The sequence below is a fragment of the Thermoleptolyngbya oregonensis NK1-22 genome (assembly GCF_032705245.1).
In the GTDB taxonomy this organism is placed as follows: Bacteria; Cyanobacteriota; Cyanobacteriia; order Elainellales; family Elainellaceae; genus Thermoleptolyngbya; species Thermoleptolyngbya sichuanensis.
Window position 1 is genome coordinate 1,993,349 of record NZ_CP053540.1, and the last position, 17,151, is coordinate 2,010,499.

15 protein-coding genes are annotated in these 17,151 nt (G+C 58.3%); 9 read left to right on the forward strand and 6 right to left on the reverse strand.

Annotation, left to right across the window (positions count from 1 at the left end; translation table 11 throughout):
* Positions 1-644 precede the first annotated feature (644 nt).
* On the forward strand, positions 645-2,090 hold the full coding sequence (locus HNI00_RS08675; RefSeq protein WP_316792514.1) for a hypothetical protein: 1,446 nt from the start codon (positions 645-647) through the stop codon (positions 2,088-2,090).
* A 34-nt stretch (positions 2,091-2,124) separates the two neighbouring features.
* Here HNI00_RS08675 and HNI00_RS08680 read toward each other — a convergent pair whose 3' ends face one another.
* On the reverse strand, positions 2,125-2,508 hold the full coding sequence (locus tag HNI00_RS08680; RefSeq protein ID WP_297080516.1) for a histidine kinase: 384 nt from the start codon (positions 2,506-2,508) through the stop codon (positions 2,125-2,127).
* A gap of 19 nt (positions 2,509-2,527) precedes the next feature.
* Positions 2,528-3,331 (reverse strand): nickel pincer cofactor biosynthesis protein LarB, encoded by an 804-nt coding sequence (gene larB / locus HNI00_RS08685; protein WP_316792517.1) that lies wholly within the window; start codon positions 3,329-3,331, stop codon positions 2,528-2,530.
* Positions 3,332-3,585: 254 nt separating this feature from the next.
* Here larB and HNI00_RS08690 point away from each other — a divergent pair, with 254 nt between their 5' ends.
* Both HNI00_RS08690 and HNI00_RS08695 read left to right on the forward strand, forming a co-directional pair.
* Positions 3,586-4,308, forward strand: a complete 723-nt coding sequence (locus HNI00_RS08690) for a Uma2 family endonuclease (protein ID WP_316792519.1) — start codon at positions 3,586-3,588, stop codon at positions 4,306-4,308.
* A gap of 218 nt (positions 4,309-4,526) precedes the next feature.
* Positions 4,527-6,188, forward strand: a complete 1,662-nt coding sequence (locus HNI00_RS08695; RefSeq protein ID WP_316792521.1) for an L-lactate permease — start codon at positions 4,527-4,529, stop codon at positions 6,186-6,188.
* Positions 6,189-6,362: 174 nt separating this feature from the next.
* Here HNI00_RS08695 and csaB read toward each other — a convergent pair whose 3' ends face one another.
* The gene (csaB, locus tag HNI00_RS08700) at positions 6,363-7,397 is read right to left on the reverse strand and encodes a polysaccharide pyruvyl transferase CsaB (protein ID WP_316792522.1); all 1,035 of its coding nucleotides are present in this window, start codon (positions 7,395-7,397) and stop codon (positions 6,363-6,365) included.
* Positions 7,398-7,523: 126 nt separating this feature from the next.
* On the opposite strand from csaB, the gene HNI00_RS08705 reads away from it, so the two are divergent.
* A complete protein-coding gene (locus HNI00_RS08705) occupies positions 7,524-7,829 on the forward strand; it encodes a DUF2499 domain-containing protein (protein ID WP_297074996.1) in 306 nt (101 codons plus the stop codon).
* Positions 7,830-7,976: 147 nt separating this feature from the next.
* Here the strand turns inward: HNI00_RS08705 and HNI00_RS08710 are convergent, their stop codons facing one another.
* A complete protein-coding gene (locus HNI00_RS08710) occupies positions 7,977-8,480 on the reverse strand; it encodes a bifunctional nuclease family protein (protein WP_172353928.1) in 504 nt (167 codons plus the stop codon).
* 847 nt (positions 8,481-9,327) lie between these two features.
* Here HNI00_RS08710 and HNI00_RS08715 point away from each other — a divergent pair.
* Complete coding sequence (locus HNI00_RS08715; protein ID WP_316792525.1) at positions 9,328-10,008, forward strand: riboflavin synthase; 681 nt, start codon at positions 9,328-9,330, stop codon at positions 10,006-10,008.
* 69 nt (positions 10,009-10,077) lie between these two features.
* Here HNI00_RS08715 and proB read toward each other — a convergent pair whose 3' ends face one another.
* Positions 10,078-11,235 (reverse strand): glutamate 5-kinase, encoded by a 1,158-nt coding sequence (gene proB, locus HNI00_RS08720; protein ID WP_316792526.1) that lies wholly within the window; start codon positions 11,233-11,235, stop codon positions 10,078-10,080.
* A gap of 613 nt (positions 11,236-11,848) precedes the next feature.
* The gene (locus tag HNI00_RS08725) at positions 11,849-12,022 is read right to left on the reverse strand and encodes a hypothetical protein (protein WP_316792528.1); all 174 of its coding nucleotides are present in this window, start codon (positions 12,020-12,022) and stop codon (positions 11,849-11,851) included.
* On the opposite strand from HNI00_RS08725, the gene HNI00_RS08730 reads away from it, so the two are divergent.
* The 4 genes from HNI00_RS08730 to HNI00_RS08745 all read left to right on the forward strand — a co-directional run bounded on the left by HNI00_RS08730 (position 12,021) and on the right by HNI00_RS08745 (position 17,144).
* On the forward strand, positions 12,021-14,279 hold the full coding sequence (locus HNI00_RS08730) for a hypothetical protein (RefSeq protein ID WP_316792530.1): 2,259 nt from the start codon (positions 12,021-12,023) through the stop codon (positions 14,277-14,279). The genes HNI00_RS08725 and HNI00_RS08730 overlap by 2 nt on opposite strands.
* Positions 14,280-14,382: 103 nt before the next feature.
* Positions 14,383-15,690 carry an AI-2E family transporter gene (locus HNI00_RS08735; RefSeq protein WP_316792532.1) on the forward strand — a complete coding sequence of 436 codons (1,308 nt, stop codon included), beginning with the start codon at positions 14,383-14,385 and terminating at the stop codon, positions 15,688-15,690.
* Positions 15,691-15,857: 167 nt separating this feature from the next.
* Positions 15,858-16,217, forward strand: a complete 360-nt coding sequence (locus tag HNI00_RS08740; RefSeq protein ID WP_297074981.1) for a DUF6464 family protein — start codon at positions 15,858-15,860, stop codon at positions 16,215-16,217.
* Between the two features lie 60 nt (positions 16,218-16,277).
* The gene (locus HNI00_RS08745) at positions 16,278-17,144 is read left to right on the forward strand and encodes a branched-chain amino acid ABC transporter permease (protein ID WP_316792534.1); all 867 of its coding nucleotides are present in this window, start codon (positions 16,278-16,280) and stop codon (positions 17,142-17,144) included.
* Positions 17,145-17,151 lie beyond the last annotated feature (7 nt).

The window sequence follows — 17,151 nt, forward strand, 5'->3', positions numbered from 1 at the left end:
ATTGGAGCCTTGCATGACCTCCAGCCATTGCAAGGCGCTCTGAAAAATTCTCCCAGACCATTAGTGCTGTGACCATTAATGCTGTCTCTATGGGCTGTCTGGCGTGTGACCAGAACAGTTCAACCGAGAAGCATCAGGGAAAAAGAGGAAGCGTTGTATCAGGGTATCAGAGGGGCTTTGCATGGAGGGGCTTTGCATGGAGGGTCACTGCATAAAGGGTCACTGCACGGAGGGGCTTTGCATGGAGGGGAGCGTTGCATAGGAAGACGAGAGCTGCCAATAAATTTTGGCAACTCTGGCAATTCTGGCAACCTGTGGCTGGTGAATGGGGGATGCTCCTCGTAACCGAGACGACTGGCGATCGCCCTCCTGAATCGCCCTCCTGAGAGGAGCTAGCCCTCGGATCAGACAGCGCCAGCATGACCGAACAGCGATCGCGCTACTCCCCTGAATCGCTCACCACAGCGGGTGACTTTTGTGGCATCGTTCGTAAACTGCACACCTTCTCTTGTATTCCCCCCATGAAGTAGACAGCCTGCTAGCCCGTTCGCCAAGCCGCGCCTTGCCCATCGGGGCGATCGCCGCTCAATTTTGAAAATCCAGACCCGCCGACCGCAGTTTCTAGTTTCAACTGAGCATTTTAGATGGTTGTGGAAAAACTGAACGAGGGCTATCAACCGCAGCCACGAGGACGAGCCAATCGTTTTCAGCGGAACATTCCAAAAGCGCAGGAGGTTATCTACAACTACCTGCTGGAAATAGTGAAGGAGTGGTCGCCGGAGGAGGTGCTAGCAGAATTTCGGCATCTCTTCATTCACCACGTCAACACGATTAGCTCCCATACGCTCCCCTCGCTCTACGAAATTGTCTTTGCCAACCAGGAAGCCGAGTTTCGCAACACGCTCAAGCGTTCCTGCTACATTCTCATCAACAACTGGGATCTCAGCCGCAGCCACGACTCGATTCGGGGGCTGGTGCAGCTTTTCTATGACCCCATTCTCGACAAGCCCACCATGTCGCCCACGCTGCGGCGGCTGCGCGGCTGGCTGAAGAATTTTGTAGAAAGTGAGGATTTCCAGGAGCTAAAGCTATTTGCCTCGCGCTACGACGATCAGCGCAAGCACTGGTCAGACCGCTACACGTCTTACCTGCTGGTGCCGCAATACATCGACCTGAACAACCCCATCGAACAGCGCAACGCCGCCCGCACCCTTTCTAAACAGCTTAAGGAACGGTTTAAGTTTGAACTGGCAATGTACACGGCGCGATCGCAGAGCAACACCGTTCCCGCGCTGAAGCCCAAAAACCCTACCATTATGGGTGACGACGTGCTGCGCTTGGTGAAAATGATCGTGGCGAAGCGGGGCAACTTTAGCTACGCCAACCTGGCGCATATTTTTCTGAACCAAACGCGGGGACTCCGCTATCAGGAGTTCAAAGAGAGCCTGAAAAAATACCTGGTGTTTTCGTCAGCCTCCCAGGAACAAGCGCGATCGCTCAATGCACAGGTTGCCGAAAAGCTGGATGCCCTCTACGTCATCCACCATGACAAGCCGCTCGACGACGCGCTGCTGCTGCGAACCGTGAACCGCATTGTCAGCTACCTAACCACCGAAAATCAGCAAGACCCATCCCCTCTGTTCGTGCAACTGCTGATGGACGGCAACCCGCTGACGCTGGTGATTGTGCTGCTGAAGCTGGTGCTGATTTGCCCCTATGCCCGCACCCATCTAGAAGCCCGCATCGCGGATCTGGTGCAGTTTTATAAAGCCTATCCAGAGGACGAGTGCCGCTGGGTCATCAACTTTTTCGAGATTTTCGATATTACGATGGCGATCTACGCTGAAAATATCGAATTTAACCTGGTAGACATGAGCAGTCAGGGCAGCGGGCGACAGAAAGAGATTAACCCGGCAACCCTTGACGCTTATCGCGTGTTTTCCCAGATCAAGCACAGCATGGATGCAACAGAAGACCTGGAGCAGATGGAACAGGTGCTTTCAGACCTGATGGCAGACGATGACTCGCTGACCTCGGAGGAAATTACGGAACTGTCCGAAGCGGCGCTGGCTGAGTTGGACGAGCTATAGGCGCGAACCTTCGGCTTCGCAACCTCTTTCAGGCCTATGGCGCAGCTTGCTCGACGAGTTCCCGACAGCCCGCTAATCCGAGCTGGGGCTGCTGTCGATAGGCTTCATCGGCGACCCAGATGTGAAGCGTGCGATCGCCCCGAATTTCGTATAGATATTGCACCGTCGGGTCAAACTCGGTGCTGGCCTTCAGGTTCGAGAAATCGTCCTCACAAAACTCAAACCCCAGCCGCACAATCACCTGCGCGGCCAAACAGGCAGGCGTGTCACTCTGTTCGCCCACCAGCCCCCGCTCTTGCCAAAAGGTGTCTAGAAACGGATTCAAAATCGGCAGAAGGCGCTCAGGCGTGCCATTCCGGCTGGCGTAGATGACAATCGGGCTGCCCTCGATCAGGATATGACAGGGTGTAGCAGACATAGCAGCACTTGGAGATGACTTAGTTAGGGTACTCCTTTGGGGGGTTGGATTCAACTGTAATCCGTGATGCAGTTCGCAGGATTTGCCCCGCCAACACCGCGGCCCCAAAGCCATTGTCAATGTTCACCACGCCGATGCCTGCCGCACAGGAGTTGAGCATGGTCAGCAGGGCCGCCAGCCCGTTGAAGCTGGCCCCGTAGCCGATGCTGGTGGGCACGGCAATCACGGGACAATCCGCCAAACCCGCTACGACGCTGGGCAGTGCCCCCTCCATGCCCGCCACGACGATCAGCACGTCCGCCGTTTGCACAAAATGGCGATTGTTTAGCAGACGGTGGATGCCTGCCACGCCCACGTCCCAGAGCCGCTGTACCTGAAATCCAGCGAGTTCTGCCGTAATCGCTGCTTCTTCTGCCACTGGTAAATCCGCTGTACCCGCCGATAGCAGCGTGATTGTGCCGGGATGGACAGGTGTAAGCGTGAGGGGGGCGATCGCACAGATCCGCGCCATTGGGTAATACACTGCGTCTGGAACGAGCGATCGCACCTGGTCATACACGGCTGGCTCGATGCGCGTCGCCATCACCACCCGGCTGCGCTGGCGCATGGTCTGCATGATCTGGGCGATCTGCTCCGGCGTTTTGCCGGGGCCCCAGATGGCTTCAGGGAAGCCCGTCCGCAGCGCCCGATGGTGGTCAATTTTGGCAAACTCTTCGACGGGTTCAAAGTCAAAATATTTCAACTTTTCGAGCGCCGTGTCTGGGCTGACTTGTCCCTGGGCAACGGCATTGAGCAACTGGCGGAGCGCTTCGGGTGTAGACACAGAAAAGACCGAGTGACAGAGGGCTGGAGCAGGGAAATAACAGAATGATAGAGGGCAGGCGCAACGGAGCTAATCTAGCACCCCCTCTAACCTAGACTAGCGGCTTGATGGCAGATTGGGGGCGATCGCCCACCTCCCAACGCATCTTCTCGGCGCATCTTCTCGGCGCATCTTCTCGGCGCGTCTTCTCGGCTCATCTCGGCAAATCTTCTCCGCTAGACTAGAGCAAAACGCACTAGCAAGAATAGATTCCCATGTCGGTTCCGACGACTCCTGCGACTCCCTCTGCGCCCGAAGCTGTTCTCGATTTCTTCGAGCAGGCGCAGTTGGATGGCGTGACCTTTCCTCCCGGCGACCTCTACAGCGACGAGCCTCCCTTGGAAACCGATTTTCACTTGCAGCAAATGCTGCTGCTAATCAAATGCTTGGACTGGTTTTGGCGCGATCGCCAGGATTTCTACGTCTCCGGCAATCTCACGATCTACTACAGCCCAAACCAGAGCAAATCGAAGGATTTTCGCGGGCCGGACTTCTTCGTCGTCCTCAACACAGAGAAGCGTCCCCGCAAAAGCTGGGTCGTTTGGGAAGAAGACGGCAAGTATCCCAATGTCATTATCGAACTCTTGTTGCCATCTACCGCCAGCACCGACCGGGGCCTCAAAAAGCAAATCTATCAAGACACCTTCCGCACGCCAGACTACTTCTGGTTTGACCCGACCACGCAGGAATTTCAGGGCTTTCATCTGGTGGATGGAGTCTATCAAGCGTTGTCGCCCAATGACCAGGGACACTTGTGGAGCCAGCAGTTGCAACTCTGGCTGGGCGTGGTGGCGGGGCAACTCCGATTCCTGACACCTGCGGGGCAACTCGTCCCCACGCCAGAAGAATCGGCCCTAGCAGAACAGCAGCAGCGGGAAGCCGCCGAAGCCCTGCTGGCTCGATACCGCGATCGCTTTGGCGAGTTGCCGCCCGAATAAGCGTCTTTTCAGGGTTTAGGTTTGCAAGCTGAACCAGCTAAAGCTGACGATATTCCCCCTGTCATTCCCACCGTCATTCCTGCTGTCCATCTCGAAACGCCTGACTGAGCAAAACGGCTTAGTTCAGAGAGTTTGGCGTGGGCCTGTATCGCAGTTCCTAGACAAGCAGCGGAACATGCTCTAGAAAAAAATATCCAACGTTCGCATTCTGAGAGCTTGTGCTGTATTTTTTAATCGCGGCTCTGCCGATTTTGACGGTGTTTGTGCTGCTGCTGGGGGCGCGGCTGCCTGCGGGACGGGCTATGCCGATTGCCTATCTAGTCACGGTGGCGATCGCCCTCTGGATCTGGCGCGTTCCGCCAGTTTGGGTGGCGGCTTCTAGCATCCAGGGCTTGTTCATTGCGCTGGAAATTCTTTACATCGTGTTTGGGGCGGTGCTGCTGCTGAACACGTTGCAGGCATCGGGCGCGATTCAGGCGATTCGGCGGAGCCTGCTGTCGATTTCGGGCGATCGCCGGGTGCAGGTGATTATCATTGCGTGGCTCTTTGGCAGCTTTATCGAAGGGGCATCGGGCTTTGGCACGCCTGCGGTAATCTGCGTGCCGCTGCTGGTGGCCATTGGCTTTCCGGCGATGGCGGCGGTGCTGGCGGCGCTGATTATCCAGAGTACGCCCTCCACCTTTGGCGCAGTGGGTACGCCCGTGCTGATCGGCATCGACGCGGGGCTGGCGGGGGTGGACGCGGTGCAGACCCAGGTGGACGCGCTGGGCCTGAGCTACGCCCAATACCTCAAGGCAATTGGAACCGTGGCGGGGATGCTGCATGGCATCGTGGGCACGTTCATTCCGCTGATTCTCTGCATCATGCTGACGGTCTTTTTTGGCGATCGCCCCTCGATTCGTCAGGGGTTGGCGGCGTGGAAATTTGCGCTGTTTGCGGGGCTGGCCTTCACGGTGCCCTACGCGCTGACGGCACGGGTGCTGGGGCCAGAGTTTCCCACGATTATTGGCGGGCTGCTGGGGCTGGCGATTGTCGTTCCCGTGGCGCGGGCGGGCTGGCTATTGCCGCAAGAATCTTGGGACTTTCCGCCGAGGGAGCAATGGGACGATTCGTGGCAGGGCAGCACCACGCCGCAGCTAACGGGCGATCGCCCCTTGATGAATCGCGCCAAAGCCTGGTTGCCCTACGTGCTGGTGGGGCTGCTGCTGGTGGTGTCGCGGGTAGTGCCGCCTGTGCGGGCCGCCCTCCGCGCCGTGCAGATTAGCTGGCCCGAGATTTTGGGCACTCCGCTCACGGCAACGATTTTGCCGCTGTATCTGCCGCCGACGATTTTGCTGGTGGTGGTGGGCATCACCTATTTTCTGCACCAGATGAAGCCCGTAGACCTGCGGGGGGCGATCGCCGAGGCGCTGCCCGTCATCCGCAACGTAACCTTGGCGCTAGGCGCAGCGGTGCTGATGGCGCGGGTATTCATCAACTCTGGCACCAACGACAGCGGGCTAGCCAGTATGCCCCTCACCCTGGCGGACACCATGTCGGCGATCGCCGGACAAAGCTGGCCCCTCTTTGCCCCGCTGGTAGGACTGATTGGCGCATTCGTGGCAGGCAGCGTCACCGTCAGCAATATGATGTTCTCGCTGTTTCAGTTTGGCGTGGCGGATCAGCTCAACCTCTCCACGGCGCTGATTTTGGCGCTCCAGTGCGTCGGCGCGTCGGCAGGCAACATGATCTGTGTCTCCAACATCGTCGCCGCCGCAGCTACCGTGGGTCTTCTAGGACGCGAAGGGCTGATCATTCGTAAGCTGCTGTTGCCTTCGCTCTACTACATCGGGCTGGGCGGGCTGCTGGGGCTGGTGTGGCAGGTTTGGGGGGGCGGGTGAAGAGGGAAGAGGGAAGAACGAACAGGGAAGAACGAAGAACGAAAATTGGGTTGGTAGGTTCGTCCAAAATCCAAAATCCAAAATCGCAAATCTAAAATCGCTGTTTAGAGGAGTCGGGTGAGCAGGTCGCGGTAGATTTCTTCTCTCTTCGTTCTTCTCTCTTCGTTTTTCTATTCAGAGAAGTTGGGCGAGCAGGTCGCGGTGGATGGCAGCGCGATCGCCAATGGCGGCGAGTTGGTCGGTCGATAGCCCGTCTCCGTTGGCGTAGAGGTCGATCCAGGTGCGGCTGATGGTAGCAGCATCGTCGGGCAGGTGATCCAGTTCCCAGCCGGGAAGCTGATATTCGTCCATCAGGCGGCTCACCTTGGGGTCATAGCTGATGGCAAAGCAGCGGCACTGATGGGCGGCGGCCATGATCAGCCCGTGTAGACGCATGGCGATCGCCAGTTCCACCCCCTGAAACAATCCAGCAAGCTGGAGCGGATCGGTGAGCGTTAGAACGGTGCTGTGGTCGGGCAGGTGGCTGTGCAGCGTTTGGGCGATCGCCCCATCCTGCACGGGCTGGAAGGGAACCAGCAGCACATGGGTCTGGGTCGCCTGCTGAAACATGGCCAGGGCCCGGCCCAGGGTGTGCAGCCGAGCCTCGGTCAATGCAGCGTGGGGCCGCAGGGCCACGGCCACTCGCGGCGCGGGCAAATCCCACAGCCCCGGCACCGGGCGACCCTGCAATGCCCACACGGGGTCAGGAGCCAGCGTCACAGGAACTCCCCAGGCGGTGAGCAGTTCCGCAGAGGGGCGATCGCGCACACTCACTCCCTGACACCCGACAAAGGCTTGCCGAGCCAGCCACCGACTGGCAGCACGGTGCAGCGGCCCCACGCCCTGGGCCCAGGCAATGGTTTTTAGCCCCATGCGCTGGGCCGTCAGCATCAGCCCGCCATAATACCAGGGATTCACGGCGCTGGTCGCGTCTTGCATGAGGCTGCCGCCGCCCCAGATAAAGGCATCCGACCGACGGAGCGCTTGCAGAACTTGTGCGGCATTCATGCGATCGCACGCCTCCACCCCAAACCGAGTCGCCGTCTCCGCCGGATTGCCCGACAGCACCAGCGGCGTTACCTGGGGCGGCAGCATTTGCAGCAGCGCCGCCAACAGCGCCTCGTCGCCGCCATTCCCCTTGCCATAGTAGCCACACAAAACCGCCCGCATGGATTGTTTATACTAAACCTTGAACTTCCCTCTTCCCTCTTCGTTCTTCCCTCTTCGTTCTTCTTTTTTCCTTCTTCCCTTCCGTTCCCCAAAAAATCATGCCACGAGTTGTCCCCGGTTCTGCCTATGCACGCCCTCTCAATTCCCACCTGGATCATTCACATTTCAAGCGTGGTGGAATGGATCGCCGCCATTTGGCTGGTCTGGGTCTATGCTGACGTGTCGCAGCAGCCCGCATGGCGATCGCTCTCCTGGGGAATGCTGCCCGTGCTGATTAGCGCCATGTGTGCCTGCACCTGGCACTTTTTCGACAACGCGCCTCAGTTGGAGTGGCTGGTGACGGTGCAGGCGGCGACGACCGTTCTGGGCAATGTTACGCTTTGCATTGCGGGCTGGTGGATCTGGCGATCTACTCGACCTGCCAGGGAATAGGGTAGAAAAATTAGGGCAAGAAAAATTAGGGCAAAGAGATTGGAGCAAAAAAATAAGGGCAAGGGGCGATCGCCCAGCTTAACCCTCCAGCGCGTTCACCAAACTCCCAAAATCCAAAATCCTGAGAGCCTGGGCTATCCCTCACAACTACCCCTCACTACTTTTAGACTGCCCCCGCTGCGTGAAATCCTCTGGGCGCAGGTTCGAGAGAAAGTCGCGGAAAGCCTGACGCTCTGCTTCGTCAGCATCCGTGTCCACTGGGTAAGACGCATCCGCCACCACCTCCTCCATCACCCAGATCGGGCTGCGCGTGCGGATGGCGATCACAATGGCATCGCTGGGGCGGGCATCAATTTCCTTTCGCACCTCGCCCTGGCGAATGGTCAAAATCGCGTAAAACGTATTGTCTTGAAGCGAGTGAATCACGACCCGTTCTACCATCAGGTCGCATTCATCTAGAATGTTGACCAGCAAATCGTGGGTGAGGGGACGGGGCGGAGTCTGGTTCTCGATCGCGCTCATGATGGCGCGAGCCTGATCGTGGGCGATATAGATCGGAAGCTGCCGTCGTTCGGATGCGTCTCGCAGCAGCACCAAGGGGCTGCGGGAGGCTGCCTCTAGGGCAATTCCAGCGACTTTCATCTCAATCATTCATCTAGCCTCTAGAATCCGTTCAGCAAAGGGATGGAAAGGCGGGGCCTGGATCTGTGAAACCCTTGAGCTTGATATAGCCTAGCACCAAGCCCAAGGGATCAGGCGGGTCGTTGAGACACGAAATTAGAAGCCAAAACCCAGTCAAAACCAGATCAAAACCTCTAATGTTTAAGATGCCTTCTGAGATGCCTTCGGGCGTTGCAGGAGAAGGGTCTGACGCATCTTGAGAATTAAGCTCTTGAGACTTAAGCGCTCAGTTCTTAAGCACTCAGTTTGCGATCGCCAGCATCGAAGCAACTTCCTAGATCCTAGCCTCAGTCCAGTATGACAAGATCAGCTAATGAGTTCAATTCGTGAAGTCTCAACTCGTGAATTCACAATTCGTGAAGTCTCAACTCGTGAAGTCAATAGTTCAATTCGCTTTTGGGGCTATCCGGTCGGTTTGAGAGTTGGTTTGAGAGTTGGGTTTAGTCGGGCTTAAGTCGGGCTTACAGCCGGGTTTGTAACAGTCGGAACCAAAGTTCTCAGCAGATCAGCGCCAGTTTGAGGGAGCCAGAGGTCGCTGAACGGCAGATTGTAGTGTTATTTTAGTTCAAGCGTACCAGGTTTTCCAGGAAAAAATCATCTCCTCAACGGTTGGATTGAACTCCAGTATGCCCTGAAGCATCGGTGAATCGACAGCCCCAATGCTGAAGGTTTTCCAAAAAATGTAAGGTTAAGACCGTGCAGATAAAGGATGGCAGATCAGACGGCACAACGCTTGACAAAGGTGACCCGTTGGTTAAGACTGTCCCGCTCCTCCTGTCCCTTTTTTAACCCGTCCCTTTTTTAAGGAGATGTTGCCGTGTTCACTGGACTGATTCAAACGCTCGGAACCCTGTCTGCTCTCAGCGAGACGGAAGTGCAAGTCACCTGCGCCGATGCTCGCCTGCTCCGCGATTTGGAACTGGGGGACAGCGTGGCGGTAGACGGCGTTTGCTTGACGGTGATGCGCTGTTTGGCGGATGGCTTTGTGGCGGCTGTTTCGCCGGAAACGCTCGACCGCACAGCGCTGGGGCGGCGGAATGTTGAAATTCCGGTCAACCTGGAAGCCTCTCTGCGGGTGGGCAGCAAGCTGGGCGGGCATTTTGTGACGGGGCACGTAGACGGGGCGGGCTACTTAGAATCCGCTGTCCCCACGGAAACTTCCTGGGAGATGCGGTTTTCGGTGCGCGATCGCCGCGTGGCCCGCTACATCGTGCCCAAGGGCAGCATCGCGGTTAACGGCATCAGCCTGACGGTGGCCGATTGCGACGCGGCGGGCAGTTGGTTCACCGTGGCAGTGATCCCGCTGACCTATAGCGAAACGAACTTGCAGCACCTCAAACCGGGCGATCGCGTCAATCTGGAAGGCGACATCTTGGGCAAGTACGTAGAAAAGTTTCTCCGGCTGGGAGATGCTACCCCATTCGATGCTGAGGGAACAGAAGATGCGTTACCTGATTCGCTCACGCCTGCTTTTTTGGCAGAACACGGCTATTTATAGCTGGGTGTTTGTGGATAGGGTGTTTGTGGATTGCCAGCTTGTTCCCAGTTTGAGATGGAGGGGATTGAACTAATTACTCAGCACTAAGTTGTCGCGATGCACCACGGTTTCTGCGCCTGCATAACCCAGGATTTTGGGAATGTCGTCGGAGTGGCGACCGCGAATTTGCTGGAGTTCGGCGCTGCTGTAGTTGACGATGCCACGGGCGATTTCCTGACCGCTCTGGTCGCAGAGCTGCACTGCGTCCTGGGGCTGAAACTCGCCCTCTACTTCGGCGATGCCCGCCGCCAACAGCGATTTGCCCGCCTGCCGAATGGCGTTGACTGCGCCTTTGTCTAGATAGAGCTTGCCTGCGGGAACCAATCCGTGGGCGATCCAGCGCTTGCGGGCATTAAAGGGCTGGTCTTCTGGCTCGAACTGAGTGCCGAGGGCGGCTCCGGCGAGGATTTGGGCAATATTGTCGGGCGATCGCCCTTCGGTAATCACCGTCCGCACGCCCGCCGCCGTCGCAATCTTCGCTGCCGAGATTTTCGTCACCATGCCGCCTGTGCCCCAGCTCGTGCCGCGATCGCCCACCTCCACCTGTTCTGCCAGCGCGGCGATATTGTCCACCAGGCTGATGGGCTGCGCCTCTGGGTGATAGCGCGGGTCTGCGGAATAGAGCCGATCGACATCTGTCAGCAAAAACAGCCAGTCTGCCTCGACTAGGCTAGCCACCAGCGCCGACAGCGTATCGTTGTCGCCGAACTTGAGTTCCTCGACAGCCAGCGTGTCGTTTTCGTTCACAATCGGGATCACGCCCAGCTTCAGCAATTGCCGAAAGGTGCGGTAGGCATTGACATAGCGGCTACGCTGCACCAGGTCGCTGCGGGTCAGCAATACCTGGGCAATGGGCTGATCGAGGGAGGAAAAAAAGTCGTCATACACCCGCATCAGCCGCCCCTGCCCTACCGCCGCCACGGCCTGCTTCATGGCGATGGTGCGGGGGCGTTCTGTCATCCGCAGCCGCGCACAGCCCACGCCCACCGCGCCAGAGGAGACGAGGATCACCTGATGCCCCTGTTGCCGCAGTTGACACAGCGCCTCAACCAGTTTGGCAATGGTAGCGATCGCCAGATATCCGGTTTCAGGCTGCGTCAGACTGGAGGTGCCAATTTTCACCACGATTGTCTGCGTTGCAGGCTGGGAATCGGGCTGGGAACCGGGCTGGGAAACCGTTTGGGTCATGGTTTGAGAACTGCGGGAATAAGAAAAGCTCTATGGACAAAGCTCTATGGAGAAAGGCTGGAAGCGCGATCGCGGAAATTCCATGTCTGAACTCTCCCACAACATTATTCCGTAATCTCAAGTCCGTGATGACCTACGCACTTGCGATTAAATTCTCTGGGTTTTGGAGGATTTCTCGTGGGCTGCAACCACGAGAAATCCTCCAACCGCGTAAGTCCTATCCGTAATTCGCAGATCTGGCTCCCCTTCTCCCGACCTAGAAGAAGGGGCTGGGGAATGAGGGCAGATTGAAAGCCGCACACCGCGTTCAATAAAGGTCAATAGATAAAGGTCAATAAAGTCAATAAAAGAGAGCGCCGACTCCCGTATGACTCGGGAACCGACGCTCTTGGCTTTAACAACTAGATTTATCGTCCAGGGACTTTATTACGCTGTCCCCGTCTGCTCACTTATTAGATTCACAGGCTTTCTCAGAGTTTCCACGATTTCTAATGTTTTCTTTATATTTCAGATTGTGGAGTCAGGTTTCAAGATGTAACAGTTTTGTTGCCTCGATTTCGTTACCTCGATCTGGCAAACTTTTTGCAGTGGAGTCGCCAGAGTTCGCTACCATCTACGCAATGCTTTGCGTGCGATGCTCTGTGTGCAATGCTCTGTGTGCAATGCTCTGCGTGCAATGCTCTGCGTGCAATGCGCTCTGGCAACTGCGTCCGACCGCCTGGGCGATCGCCCAATTTTGAGTCGCTGGCTGTCCCGTCTCTTGAATACCGCTGTAGATATTGCTCATGACGCGAGACTCCTTACCACCGCGTGATTCTGCCCATCGAGACGCGTTTTACATCAACGGCTTTCGCTCGACTGTTCGCCAGCCGCTTCAGGACAGGGCTGAGTCGCGGATGCTGCCCACTGGGCACGTGGAGGAGCGGATAGAGGGCGATCGCCTGCTGCCAAGTGCGTCCCAGGTTCCAGCGGGTCGGCTCACCCCCCGACAGCGTGCCCGTCGCGCCCGCAAAGCTGCGTTGGCAACGGCCGCTTCTCGCCCCACTTCTCGTTCTGCAACGTTGCCCCCCACCAAAACTCGCCCTACGGTTCTGGTGTCGCCCGGTTTGCCGCGCCAGCGTCGTCCCCGACAAGGGCGATCGCCTTCCTCTCTTCACCGCGTTTGGCAATGGCTGAATCGTCCTGTGGCGTGGCAGCGCTATCGGCAACTGGGGCGATCGCTGGCATGGTCGCTGCTGTGGGTGCTGACGTTTTGCGGGCTGGCGGGGCTGGGGATTAAGTCGCTGGAGTGGCTGACGCGCCTGCCAGAGCCGCCCAACTGCGCCAAAATCACCTTTGCGGCGGCCGATGCCGAGCGGCTCTTTTGTGCGCGGGAGGCGGCAAAGTCGGGGCATCTTGCCGACCTGACGGCAGCCGTGAATCTGGTGGCTGCTTGGCCGGCCGATCACCCGCTCTATCGGGAAGGGCAGTCGCTATTGGCGGAGTGGTCGGCGCAGATTTTGGACGCGGCCGAGGCGCGACTGGAGAGCAGCGGTGTGCAGGAGGCGCTGTCGGTTGTGCGACACATTCCCCCCAATAGTCCGCTCTATGCCGAAGCGCAGGCGGCGATCGCCCAGTGGCAGGCGCAATGGCAGCAGGGCGAGGCAATTTGGAACAAAGCACAGGAGGCACTGCGAAACCAGGACTGGAATCTGGCGGCGGAGCAAGTCACCGTGTTGGGGCAGGTCGAAAGCGAATACTGGCGGACGCACCGCATGGAGGCGCTGACCCGGCAGATTTTGCAAGAGCAGACGGCGCATAAGCTGCTGACCCAGGCGCGGCAGGCGGTGGGCGACCAAACTCTTGCCAACCTCCAGGCGGCGATCGCCCTGGTGCAGCAAATTGATCCGCAAACCCTGGCGTGGGAAACGGCTCAGGCTGATTTGCAAGCTTGGAGTGGGGCGCTGCTGGATCTGGCGCTGCGGCAATGGCAGGCGGGCGATCGCAGCGGGGCGCTAGCGCTGGCGCAGCAAGTTCCGCCCGATTTGGTCACTCACCTCACGGGAGAGGGACAAAACCTGCTGCGGCTGGCCCATGCCCAGCGGCTGATTGCTGAACCTGCGGCCCAATGGCTGCCGTCGCTGCGCCAGGTTTGGAGCGTGCGCGAGGCGATCGCCGCCCTCAGCGAGATCCCCGCCAGCAGTGCCTTTTATGCGATCGCCCAGACTGAGCTAAACACCCAGCACGCGGTCCTCGAAGATCTGCGCCAGTTGCAGACCGCGAGCCTAGTGGCCAGCCTGGGCCAGCGCACGACGTTGGACTGGGCCAGCCGCCTCGCTCAGCAGATTGCGCCCGACCGCCCGCGCCGCCTCCAGGCACAAACTCTAGCCGCCCACTGGCAGCAGGAAACCCAGCGGATTCAGGACATGCCGCAGTTTTTGCAGGCACAAGCCCTGGCCGAGCCAGGACACATTGCCGACCTGCAAGCGGCCATCGCTGCCGCCCGCCAAATTCCCCGCGATCGCGCCCTGTGGACCGAAGCGGAGCAGGCGATCGCCACCTGGAGCCGTCAGATTCAAACCCTGGAAGATCGCCCCATTTTGGAAGAAGCCACCCGCATCGCCCAGAGCGGCGACCTCTCTCGCGCCATCCGCACGGCTGAGAAGATTGGCCGCAATCGCGCCCTGCACGCCGAAGCGCAGGCTGCCATCCAAACCTGGAACGCCAAGCTGGAAGAAGTCCGCATTGCCGAAGACCGCAAGCATCTGGACGAAGCCCGCGCCCTGGCTGCCCGCGTGCGCCTGTCGCAAGCCATCGACACCGCTGCCCAAATCGCCCGCGATCGCCCCCTCTATGCCGAAGCCCAAGCCGCGATCGCCCAGTGGCGTGCCCAGCGCGATGAAATCCTGGCCAGCCGCCGCGCTCAGGAAGCCGAAGCCGCCAACAGCGAAGCGACTAGGGACGAAGCCGCCAGAACCGAGTATGCACCAGCCGAAGGGGCGATCGCTCCCGAACCCTATCCTGCTGAACCTGCCTACGTCTACGAAGCACCACCGCCCTACTAGCCAGCCAAGCCTCGGCGGTTTCCATCCGGCGGTTTCCCTTAAGATAATCGCGGAGACCTGCGATCGCACTCAATTCCCTTCATCCGGCGACTAGATAAAGCCCATGAAACTTGGACAATGGATCGGGCTGTTGGCCCTGATTGCCGCCATCTATATTCTCTGGTCGATTCAGCAATTGCTGCTGCTGATGTTTGTCGGCATTGTCTTTGCCACAGCGCTGAATCGGCTGGTGCGCTGGATGGGCAAGCATGGCGTTCCACGGGGGGCCGCGTCGATTTTCTCCATTGTGGGTCTGCTGCTAATCATGACCCTGTTTGTGGCGATCATCGTGCCGCCGTTTCTGGATCAGTTTCAACTGCTGACGGAGCTTGTGCCCCAGGGGTTGAACCAGCTTCGGCTGGGGCTGGACTGGCTGACTGAGCGGCTACCGGGTGGCGCATCCGAACTAGTGCCCAACTTCAACGAGCTATTTAATCAGCTTCAGCCGTTTGTGTCGGGGCTGGCAAACAATTTTTTCCGGGCATTTTCTGGGTTCTTTAACGTCGGCATTAGCTTCCTGTTTGTGCTGATGCTGACCATTATGCTGCTGATCAACCCCCACCCCTATCGCCAGGGATTTTTGCGGCTGGTGCCGTCGTTTTATCGCCGCCGCGCCGACGAGATTCTGACGCTGTGCGAAGAAGATTTGGTGGGCTGGATCATTGGCACGCTGATCAACATGGTGGTGATTGCCATCGTCAGCGGCATCGTGCTGCACATTTTGGGCGTGAAGCTGGTGCTGGCCAATGCGCTAGTGGCGGGGCTGATGGAGGCGATTCCCAACCTGGGGCCGGTGCTGAGTACCATTGCGCCCGTGGCGATCGCCCTGATCGATTCCCCCGTCAAAGCGCTGGGCGTGCTAATTGCCTACGTCCTGATCCAGCAGCTTGAGCAGTTTCTCCTGGTGCCCGTGGTGATGGGTCAGCAGGTGTCGCTGCTGCCTGCGGTGACGCTCTTGGCGCAGTTTGCCTTTGCGTCCTTCTTTGGGTTTTTGGGGCTGTTTCTGGCGATTCCGCTGGTGATTATCGTCCGCATCTTGCTGCGCGAAGTGGTCATTCGCGATGTGCTGGATCAGTGGACGAATCCTGAATTTGAGCATCGGGAACAAGAAAGCCACTTGTTGGAAAACCAAGAGGGGGCGATCGCTCCTGCGGCCTGCTCATCCGGCTGTTCTACCCATACGCCTCCCCATAGCGCCACCGCCGCCGAGTCTCTAGACGCAACCCACCCACCCAAGAACCCGCCGAAGAATCCGCCGAAGAATCCGGCCGATGCGATCGCTGAAACCAGCTACATCGCGGGCAATCCAGGCCGTTCAGACCCTTCGGCGGAGTCTGGCTCCCCAGACGGAAGCTCCGAGCAAAGCAATTAGCCATCTTTTCCCCGGCCTTCCCCAAACCATTCCTCCCAGACTGACTGCCCAAATTTGCCCCAAAACGCCATAAAACGTTAAAGATGAAATAAGTTGCCGGGGGAGATGGGTATAAGTGCGATACCATCTCACATAACTTGCAAACTGTGTAAAGTGCAATACGGTCAATGGAGCAAGAGTCTCTACCCACTGAGGTTATTCTCAGCCACCCGCGCCAGACCATCGGCAGTCTAAAGCTGGACTGGAACCCACAGCCGGGAACCTATCTCGATGTTGCGGGAGAAACCTACGCCGTTCTGGAGCGCCACCACTGCTATCAATACAAGCGGGGTAAATATCGGCTGCACAAGATCGCGCTATACGTGCAGGCGGCTCCCCGACCCGAAGAACGAAGCTGGTTTCAGGGGCGCTGGGTGTTGGGCAATGCCAACTGTGCCTATAGCGCCCATTCTGAACTGGTGCGCTGTGCGGTAAATCCCGATGGGCCGTGTCAGGACTGTCGCTTTTTTGAACCCGCTACCCAGTAGACTCGACAAAGCTCGACAAAGCTCGACAAAACTTCCGGATAAAACTCCCCAACCCGACTCATGGATCAGCAATTGGCGCAGCTTTTGGTAAACGGCGTGGCGATCGGCAGCGTGATTGCGCTGGCGGCGGTGGGGCTGACGCTGACCTACGGCATTTTGCGGCTGGCGAACTTTGCCCACGGCGACCTGATGACGCTGGGCGCATACCTGACGCTGACAGCTAATCTCAATGGTGTGAATATCTGGCTGTCGATCTTGATTGGGGCGGTGCTGACGATTGGGGTGGCGTTGCTGTGCGAAAAGCTGCTGTGGTCGCCCATGCGCGATCGCCGCGCCTCGTCTACCACGCTGATTATTATTTCCATCGGGCTGGCGCTGTTTTTGCGAAACGGCATCACGCTGCTGTGGGGGCCCGAAAATCGACGCTATGACCTGCCCGTGGCGACGGCGCTGGATGTGTTTGGCGTGCGAATTGCGCCGACGCGGCTGATTGTGGTGGGGCTGGCCATTTTGGCGATCGCCGCTCTGCACTATCTGCTGCAACATACCAAAATTGGCAAAGCCATGCGGGCCGTCGCTGACAACACCGACCTGGCACGGGTATCGGGCATCAACGTCGATTGGGTGGTGATTTGGACGTGGGTGCTGGCGGCGGGGCTGACGGCGATCGCCGGGGGGATGTTTGGGCTGATTACGGCTGTGCGGCCAAACATGGGCTGGTTTTTGATTATGCCGATGTTTGCCTCGGTGATCTTGGGCGGCATTGGCAATCCCTACGGGGCGATCGCCGGGGCTTACATCATCGGCATCGCGCAGGAACTTAGCACCTACGTTTTGCCCTCGGAATATAAGCTGGGCGTGGCGCTGCTGGTGATGATTCTGGTGCTGCTGGTGCGGCCGCAGGGGCTATTTCGCGGCATGATCTGAGTCGATT

What these genes read in the sequence shown, in the direction of transcription:
- HNI00_RS08690 (WP_316792519.1), top strand. Translation starts at nt 3,586, where the DNA reads ATGTCGGTTCCGACGACTCCTGCGACTCCCTCTGCGCCCGAAGCTGTT.
- HNI00_RS08730 (WP_316792530.1), top strand. Translation starts at nt 12,021, where the DNA reads ATGACGCGAGACTCCTTACCACCGCGTGATTCTGCCCATCGAGACGCG.
- HNI00_RS08705 (WP_297074996.1), top strand. Translation starts at nt 7,524, where the DNA reads ATGCACGCCCTCTCAATTCCCACCTGGATCATTCACATTTCAAGCGTG.
- HNI00_RS08680 (WP_297080516.1), bottom strand. Translation starts at nt 2,508, where the DNA reads ATGTCTGCTACACCCTGTCATATCCTGATCGAGGGCAGCCCGATTGTC.
- HNI00_RS08710 (WP_172353928.1), bottom strand. Translation starts at nt 8,480, where the DNA reads ATGATTGAGATGAAAGTCGCTGGAATTGCCCTAGAGGCAGCCTCCCGC.
- HNI00_RS08740 (WP_297074981.1), top strand. Translation starts at nt 15,858, where the DNA reads ATGGAGCAAGAGTCTCTACCCACTGAGGTTATTCTCAGCCACCCGCGC.
- HNI00_RS08675 (WP_316792514.1), top strand. Translation starts at nt 645, where the DNA reads ATGGTTGTGGAAAAACTGAACGAGGGCTATCAACCGCAGCCACGAGGA.
- proB (WP_316792526.1), bottom strand. Translation starts at nt 11,235, where the DNA reads ATGACCCAAACGGTTTCCCAGCCCGGTTCCCAGCCCGATTCCCAGCCT.
- HNI00_RS08745 (WP_316792534.1), top strand. Translation starts at nt 16,278, where the DNA reads ATGGATCAGCAATTGGCGCAGCTTTTGGTAAACGGCGTGGCGATCGGC.
- csaB (WP_316792522.1), bottom strand. Translation starts at nt 7,397, where the DNA reads ATGCGGGCGGTTTTGTGTGGCTACTATGGCAAGGGGAATGGCGGCGAC.
- HNI00_RS08735 (WP_316792532.1), top strand. Translation starts at nt 14,383, where the DNA reads ATGAAACTTGGACAATGGATCGGGCTGTTGGCCCTGATTGCCGCCATC.
- HNI00_RS08725 (WP_316792528.1), bottom strand. Translation starts at nt 12,022, where the DNA reads ATGAGCAATATCTACAGCGGTATTCAAGAGACGGGACAGCCAGCGACT.